General features: G+C 73.4%; 6 protein-coding genes and 1 pseudogene. 2 read left to right on the forward strand and 5 right to left on the reverse strand.

All coding sequences use genetic code 11. The features are described from left to right. Window positions 1–817, forward strand: a pseudogene (locus tag DQW85_RS30050) (hypothetical protein); the annotation flags it as partial. A 137-nt stretch (window positions 818–954) separates the two neighbouring features. Then, the gene (locus tag DQW85_RS30055; protein ID WP_420819196.1) at window positions 955–3120 is read left to right on the forward strand and encodes a SulP family inorganic anion transporter; all 2166 of its coding nucleotides are present in this window, start codon (window positions 955–957) and stop codon (window positions 3118–3120) included. A gap of 252 nt (window positions 3121–3372) precedes the next feature. Here the strand turns inward: DQW85_RS30055 and DQW85_RS30060 are convergent, their stop codons facing one another. From DQW85_RS30060 to DQW85_RS30080, 5 genes are all read right to left on the reverse strand, one after another. Then, window positions 3373–4287: a lysophospholipid acyltransferase family protein gene (locus DQW85_RS30060; RefSeq protein WP_205315518.1), complete on the reverse strand. Its 915-nt coding sequence runs from the start codon at window positions 4285–4287 to the stop codon at window positions 3373–3375. Further along, window positions 4284–5003 (reverse strand): GNAT family N-acetyltransferase, encoded by a 720-nt coding sequence (locus DQW85_RS30065; protein ID WP_240197513.1) that lies wholly within the window; start codon window positions 5001–5003, stop codon window positions 4284–4286. Before DQW85_RS30065 ends, DQW85_RS30060 begins: the two co-directional genes overlap by 4 nt. 145 nt (window positions 5004–5148) lie before the next feature. Beyond that, window positions 5149–5712 carry a GTP-binding protein gene (locus tag DQW85_RS30070; protein ID WP_113703197.1) on the reverse strand — a complete coding sequence of 188 codons (564 nt, stop codon included), beginning with the start codon at window positions 5710–5712 and terminating at the stop codon, window positions 5149–5151. Beyond that, entirely contained in the window at window positions 5693–6151 is a 459-nt protein-coding gene (locus tag DQW85_RS30075) for a DUF742 domain-containing protein (protein ID WP_113703198.1), read from the reverse strand. Before DQW85_RS30075 ends, DQW85_RS30070 begins: the two co-directional genes overlap by 20 nt. Next, complete coding sequence (locus DQW85_RS30080) at window positions 6145–6564, reverse strand: roadblock/LC7 domain-containing protein (protein ID WP_113703199.1); 420 nt, start codon at window positions 6562–6564, stop codon at window positions 6145–6147. Before DQW85_RS30080 ends, DQW85_RS30075 begins: the two co-directional genes overlap by 7 nt. Between the last annotated feature and the right edge of the window lie 135 nt (window positions 6565–6699).

Here is a 6699-nt window from a genome sequence, read left to right on the forward strand (position 1 = left end):
GCCCGATGTGATGAGCATTCTCGGCGCGGGGGCCCAGCCGGTGCCCGCCACCCGCCCCGACCCCCTCTCGTCCAGCGGCTCCTTCCCGGCCGCCGGCGGCAACGGCTCCCGCTCCGCGACCGGCGGCTCGCGCTCCGCCACCCGCTCCGGCGGCTCCCCCTCCTCCTCGGGTTCCGGCCACCTCCCGGCCGGGGGCTCGTTCTCCCCGACCTCCAGCGGCTCCTTCCCCGCCACGCCCGTCGCCCCCGTCCACGGCGCGCCGACCAGCGACCCGTTCCCCGCCTACAACGGCACGGCCGACCCGCTCGACACCACCTGGACCACCCCTCGCCCCTCCGCGGCCTCGGGGTCCTGGCCCGCGACGCCCTCGGCCGACATCCTCGACGACGCCGCCCCCAGCGCCGGGGGGTCGTGGCCCGCGTTCGAGCCGCAGCGGCCCGCCGCCTCCCCCTACCCGGCGTCCTACGAGGTGCGCACCGGCTGGGCGGTGGCCGACGACACCGACCCGCTGACGGGTCCGTCGCGTGCCACCGGCACGCCGACCGCGCCGGCCAGGGCGGTCTCCGCCCACGACGACGTGCTGTCGGCGCCTTCCATCCCGGTGCCGCCCGCTCCGTCGTCCATGGCGTACGAGACCGGCGACTACACCGCCGTCCCGCAGTCACAGGCCGCCTGGCCGGAGCCGCCGGCGAGCGACTCGGGCTGGCCCAGCTACAGCGAGATGTACGGCACGCCCGATCAGAGCCGCGCCCGGCAGGGCAACGGCGGCGGTCACCGCCACGGCCCGGAGCACGACTTCCCCGACTACTACCGGTGACACGCCAGGCCCTCACCAGGCCATGGATTGCGTAAAACCCCTTCATGACCCCCCGAGGGGAGGCCCGGCAGGGCACTAGGGTTTGCCGCATGACCGGCGACACTCACCGTAATCTCCTGAGGACTCTCAGGTATGATGTGCCTGCCTCCCTCGTGGTCTTCCTCGTCGCGGTGCCCCTCTCACTGGGCATCGCGATGGCCTCGGGTGCCCCCCTCGCCGCGGGCCTGATCGCCGCCGTGGTCGGCGGCATCGTGGCGGGCTCGCTCGGCGGCTCCGCCATCCAGGTCAGCGGCCCGGCCGCGGGCCTGTCCCTGGTGGTCGCGGACCTCGTCCAGACGTACGGCTGGCGGGCCACGTGCATGATCACACTGCTGGCCGGGGCCGTACAGCTCCTGCTGGGCCTGTTCCGGGCGGCCAGGGCCGCGCTGGCCGTCTCCCCCGCCGTGATCCACGGCATGCTGGCCGGGGTGGGCGTGGTCATCGCGCTCTCCCAGCTTCACATCGTGCTCGGCGGCAGCCCCCAGCGTTCCGCCCTGGCCAACGTCATGGAGCTGCCCGCGCAGGTCGCCGCGATGCACGGCCACACGGTCGCGGTGGGGCTGCTCACGATCGTGGTGCTGACCCTCTGGACGCGCCTGCCCAAGCAGGTCAAGGCGGTGCCCGCCCCGCTCGCCGCGCTGCTCGCGGCCGCGGTGACCGCGTGGGTGTTCCGGTGGGACGTCACCCGCGTGGACCTGTCGGGCAGCCTGGGCGAGCTGGCGTTCCCGGTGCTGCCGAACGGCGACTGGCACCAGATCGTCGCCGCGGTGCTGCTGGTGGCGCTGCTGGCGGGGGTCGAGTCGCTGCTGTGCTCGGTCGCGGTCGACTCGATGCACACCGGCAGGCGCGCGGACCTCGACCAGGAGCTCACCGGGCAGGGCGCCGCCAACATGGTCGCGGGGGCGCTGGGCGGCCTGCCGGTCGCCGGGGTGATCGTGCGCAGCACCGCGAACGCGCAGGCGGGGGCGCGCACGCGCGTGTCGGCGATCCTGCACGGGGTGTGGGTGCTGGTGTTCGCGCTCGGCTTCGGCTGGACGATCAAGCTGATCCCGATGGAGGCGCTGGCGGCGCTGCTGGTCTTCATCGGCGTGCAGATGGTGAACCTCGGCCACGTGCGGAAGGTGCACGGCCACGGGGAGGTGCCCGTGTACATGGTGACCATGGCGGCCGTGGTCTTCCTGGGCCTGGCCGAAGGGGTGCTGGCCGGGCTGGCGCTGGCCGCGCTGCTCGCGTTGCGGCGGCTGACCTGGGTCACGGTCAAGATCCGGGAGATGCCGGACCGGCGCTGGCACGCGTCGATCTGCGGCTCGCTGACGTTCCTCGGTGTGCCGCGGCTCACCCACGAGCTGCGGGCGATCCCCGGGGGGGCGGCCGTGGACCTCGACCTGAACATCGACTTCATGGACAACGCCGCCTTCGAGGCCATCCACTCCTGGCGGCTCGGCCACGAACGGCTCGGCGGCACGGTCGACATCGACGAGCTCCACGACGAGTGGTACGCGCTCGCGGCCAGCGGCGCCCGCATGTTCCCGGCCAAGACCCCGCCCGCGACGCCCGAGCGCTGGTGGCTGCCGTGGGCGCACCGGCGTCGCCGTCCCGCCTGGCAGGCCGTCCCGCAGCAGGAGGCGCCCGCCCCGGCGGAGTGCCAGCTTACGGCCGGCGCGAGGGAGTTCCACCGGCGGACGGCTCCGCTGGTGCGGCCGATCCTCACCGAGCTGGCCCGCAAGCAGCAGCCGACGCACCTGTTCATCACCTGCGCGGACTCCCGGGTGGTGCCGAGCCTCATCACCGCGAGCGGCCCGGGTGACCTGTTCACGGTGCGCAACATCGGCAACCTGGTGCCCCGCAAGGGCGCCGAACCGCACGACGACTCGGTGGTGGCCGCGATCGAGTACGCGACCCAGGTGCTGGGCGTGCACACGATCACGGTCTGCGGGCATTCGGGCTGCGGGGCGATGGCGGGGCTGCTCAGCGGCGGGGTGAAGGCGGGCAGCCTGCCGGGGATGCGCCGCTGGCTGCGGCATGGGCACCACAGCCTGGCGAGGTTCATCGAGAGCGCGGAGGGGCCGCTGGACTCGCGGGCGCTCGACCAGCTCTGCCGGGTGAACGTGCAGCAGCAGCTGGAGAACCTGCGCACGTACAGGAAGGTCGACGAGCAGGTGCGGGAGGGGCGGCTGGAGCTGGTCGGGCTGTACTTCGACATCGGGTCGGCCAGGGTGCACATGATGCCGCCGCTGCCGTCGACGGTCTCGGTCCGGATCTAGCGAGCCGGGGGCGAACCGGCCGAGGGGTGCGCGTTCTGCGTAATCGTCCGCAGACCCGGCGGCGTGGCGGGGCTAGCGTCGGGGACGCCGGCGAGGTCACCCACGATTCCCGCACTCGCCTCACCGGCGCCGGTCCTCACTCCCAGGGGCCGAGAGGGGCGGAGGAGTCGGCGCCTCCGCCCCTCGCGCGGTCGCCTTGCGCCAGCGGGGTGACCGGGGTCCGCCTGGTGATGGAGGAACGCCGGGGGCGGATCACGTCCCGGGGGCGGAATGGGCCGCCGCCCTCGACGGCCCGGCCGTCCCACGGACGTCTGCGCGTACCTGGGCCTCGGCCGTCCTGGCCAGGGCGGCGCGCGCCTCGCGCCTTCTCCCGGCGGGCGCGGACCGTACGGGAGGGTGGACGGTCACCTCGACGGCCAGGCGGCGGGTCGCGACCACCCGCAGGAGTGAGGCGAGCAGCGAGTCGTTCCCGACGTAGCAGGCGCGGGTCGAAGCCGCCGGTCCCCCTTCGCAGTAGCGCAGCGTCGCCGGGCGCACGGCGGCGCCCGCGTCGATCGCGGCCTGGAAGACCGCCGGGCGGAACTCTCCCATCCCGCGCCCGCACCACGTGGTCCCCTCGGGGAAGGCGACCACCGTGTGACCCGCCCTGAGCGCGCCGGTGACCGCCGCGACCGCCGACGGCAGCGTGGACAGCCGCTCCCTGTCGATGAACAGCGCCCCGGACCCGGCCGCCAGGGTGCGGATGAGCGGCCACTCGCCGATCTCCCGCTTGGCCAGCGGGCGCGAGGGCACCGTCGCGGCCATGACCAGCGGATCGAGCCAGGAGACGTGGTTGGCCACGAGCAGGCCCCCCATCCCGGCGGCCGGCGCCGTATGGGTGCCCGTGGCCTCGACCCTGACGCCGAGGGCGCGCAGGAGCAGCCTCGCCCACACCATCGTGACCGCCGCCCGCCGTACCGGGTGCAGCCGTGCGGTCACCAGGGCGAACGGAACGCCCGCGAACAGCACCAGGGCCGCGGCGACGAGCCGCGCCACCCGCCGGACGGGCCCCGCGGCGGCGACCGGGGCCTCCACGCACGCCTCGGGAGTGCACGGCCCCATGCGCAGCCAGGGATGGATCTCCACCCGACCGGCCCCGGCCGGGCGGAGCCCGGTGACGGCGCTCACCGCGACTCGTCGAGGAAGTACCGCAGGTATCGGACGTTCACCCGGTCCATCGACAGCAGCACGAAGAAGTCGGCCGTGCCGAAGTCCCGGTCGTGCGCGGGCGCCCCGCACACCCAGGCCCCCAGCCGCAGGTAGCCGCGGAGCAGGGAAGGCGGCACGAACCGGCCGGACCCGGCCGCGCCCTGACCGCCCCGCCACGCCCGGCGAGGGGTGACGCGGTACTCAGCCGGGCCCAGGGGCACCCGCTCGGCGACGCCGGCCGCGAGCGCGCCGCCGTCGTCCAGGGGCACCGAGCAGCAGCCCGCGAGCCACTGATGGCCGCCGGCCACCATGTACCGGGCGATGCCCGCCCACAGCAGGCCCACCACCGCGCCGTCCCGATGATCGGGGTGCACGCAGGTACGCCCCACCTCGACCAGCCCCTTCCTGAGGCCCGCCAGGTTGCGGAGGTCGAACTCAGCATCGGAGTAGAGCCGGTCCGTGCGTCCCGGAGGCAGCAGCCGGTACGCGCCGACCACCGTGTCGCCGTCGCGGACCAGGAGATGGTCGCAGTAGGCGTCGAACTCGTCCACGTCGAGGCCGGAGACCGGGCTGTCGAGCCGCGCCCCCATCTCCTCGGCGAAGACCTCGTACCGCAGCCGCTGCGCGGCCCGCACGTCGGCGGCGCCGGTGGCCAGGCCGACCGAGTAGCGGGCGATGTCCAGAGAGATCGTCATGAGCGCGCGTCCTTCCATGGGGGCGTTCGCGACCATGTCGACATGGCGAAATGACGGCGGCCTCTCCCACCGGGGGCAGCGAGGCATCCGCCCGGTGAACCTCGTCCACGAGCCGGGCTCATACCCGCGCGGCCCCGGCCCGGACTCAGCGGGCTATGACGTCGTCGAGCAGGGCGACGATGGCCTCCTTGACCGACTCGCGCTCGCGGGCGTCGCAGTTGACGAACGGCACGGCGGCGGAGACGCCGAACGCGTCGCGCACCTCCTCCAGATCGAACCGCCCGGCGCCGTCGAAGTTGTTGACCGCCACCGTGAAGGGGATCCGGCGCTCCTCGAAGTAGTCGACTGCGGGATAGCACTGGTCGATGCGGCGGGTGTCGACCATGACGATGGCCCCGATGGCGCCGTCGACCAGGTCGTCCCAGAGAAAGGCGAACCGTTCCTGCCCGGGCGTGCCGAACAGGTAGAGGATGATCTCGTTCTTCAACGTGACACGGCCGAAGTCGAACGCAACGGTCGTCGACGTCTTCTCCTCCACCCCGTAGAGGTCGTCGACGTCGGCGGACACCTCGGTCAGGGCGGCCTCGGTGGTGAGCGGCTCGATCTCGGAGATCGTCCCGACGAAGGTGGTCTTGCCCACGCCGAAGCCGCCCGCGACGACGATCTTCGCGGAGAGCATCGAGCTCGGGTCAGAGGGCGCGGACGCCATCACGGATCCTTTCCAGCAGTTCGCGCGAGGGTTGCGCACCGAGATCGATCTGGGCGTGGACGACGAGGAGCCGCTCGACGACGAGATCCGCGATGAGCACGCGGGCGACCCCGAGCGGGACCTTGAGGCTGACCGACACCTCGGCGACCGAGAGGGGGGTGCGGCAGATCTGGACGATGTGGCGGCGTTCGAAGCCGAGCGGCGCGGAGGCCGCGCCCGGCGTCGCGGTCACGAGGGTCTCCATGCGGAGCCTGTCGTCCACGGGACGGGTACGCCCGCCCGTGATGACGAAGGGACGTACGACGTCGTCGTCGACGTCCAGGTGAGGGCGATGCGGGACGTTGTCCGATTCCCGGGGATTCCGCACGGCCTGCCGTACCTCGATCATCCGGGGGTCGGGCAGGCGGAGACCGGAGTCGTCCCGGTGCGGGTTCACCATGGCAGCGCGCTCTTCAGCTCCGTGATCATCTGCGGCGTGAGCAGCCCGCCGACCCGGTCGCACAGCACGGTCATCTCGTGACCGATCAGGCCGAGGTCGCAGTCGGAGCCGGCGAGCACGCCGAGGCAGCTCCCGTCGGAGATGGCGGACACGAGCACGAACCCGCGCCGCATCTCGATCATCACCAGCTTGAGCCCGTCCATCCCGTACCTGCGGGAGGCCGACTTGGACAGGCTGGCGATGCCCGCGACGATGGCGGACAACTGCTCGCCGCCCTCCCGGGACAGCCCTTCGGACATGGCCATGAGCAGGCCGTCGGAGGAGACGGCCACCGCGTGCGTGACGCCGTCGGTGGATCGGACGAAGTTGGCGAGAAGCCAGTTGAAGTTCTGCGCTTCGGTGGTCACGTGCATGGTCAGCTCTCCTGGTTCTCATGGGGGCGCGGGCCCCGCCGCGCGCCCGATCGGAAGTCGTTCAGCATGGAGCGCACCCGGTCGGGCGACCGGTCGGGGCCCGCGGCGGCGTCCGGCGCGGCGAACGGCACGGGC

The organism is Nonomuraea lactucae (assembly GCF_003313395.1).
Lineage (GTDB): Bacteria > Actinomycetota > Actinomycetes > Streptosporangiales > Streptosporangiaceae > Nonomuraea > Nonomuraea lactucae.

Coding starts and splice junctions, on each gene's coding strand:
- DQW85_RS30075 (WP_113703198.1), bottom strand. CDS start 6,151: ATGGTGAACCCGCACCGGGACGACTCCGGTCTCCGCCTGCCCGACCCC.
- DQW85_RS30065 (WP_240197513.1), bottom strand. CDS start 5,003: ATGACGATCTCTCTGGACATCGCCCGCTACTCGGTCGGCCTGGCCACC.
- DQW85_RS30070 (WP_113703197.1), bottom strand. CDS start 5,712: ATGGCGTCCGCGCCCTCTGACCCGAGCTCGATGCTCTCCGCGAAGATC.
- DQW85_RS30080 (WP_113703199.1), bottom strand. CDS start 6,564: ATGCACGTGACCACCGAAGCGCAGAACTTCAACTGGCTTCTCGCCAAC.